The sequence below is a fragment of the Streptomyces sp. P17 genome (genome assembly GCF_032436805.1).
GTDB lineage: Bacteria > Actinomycetota > Actinomycetes > Streptomycetales > Streptomycetaceae > Streptomyces.
The window spans coordinates 1-274 of sequence record NZ_JAVRBF010000773.1; the positions used below are offsets into that span (position 1 = coordinate 1).

The window sequence follows — 274 nt, forward strand, 5'->3', positions numbered from 1 at the left end:
GTCACATTGTCCAGCTTCCCCGCCGGATTCAGGCCCTCCGCATCGATCGCATCGATCGCGTCAGCAAGACGACGTATCACCGCCACCAAGCCACGCGCACGACGCGACGGCGGACACTCACGCAGCGCCGCATCAGTCGCCTGCCGCACCGACTCGCCAAAGCCGTCATCCAGCACCCGACCCGACAGGACAGGAGACTCGACCTGCTCCACTACAGTCCCCCAATCTGGACCTCGCGCGACCCCCATCGCGAATCGCAGGGGGGAGAAAAAAG

The 274-nt window shown here is 65.0% G+C and carries 1 protein-coding gene; it reads right to left on the bottom strand.

The window, feature by feature from the left end:
* Positions 1 to 212 (bottom strand): hypothetical protein (locus tag RMT89_RS42905; protein WP_315889179.1); only part of this gene is annotated, 212 nt, incomplete at its 3' end.
* Positions 213 to 274: the final 62 nt, after the last annotated feature.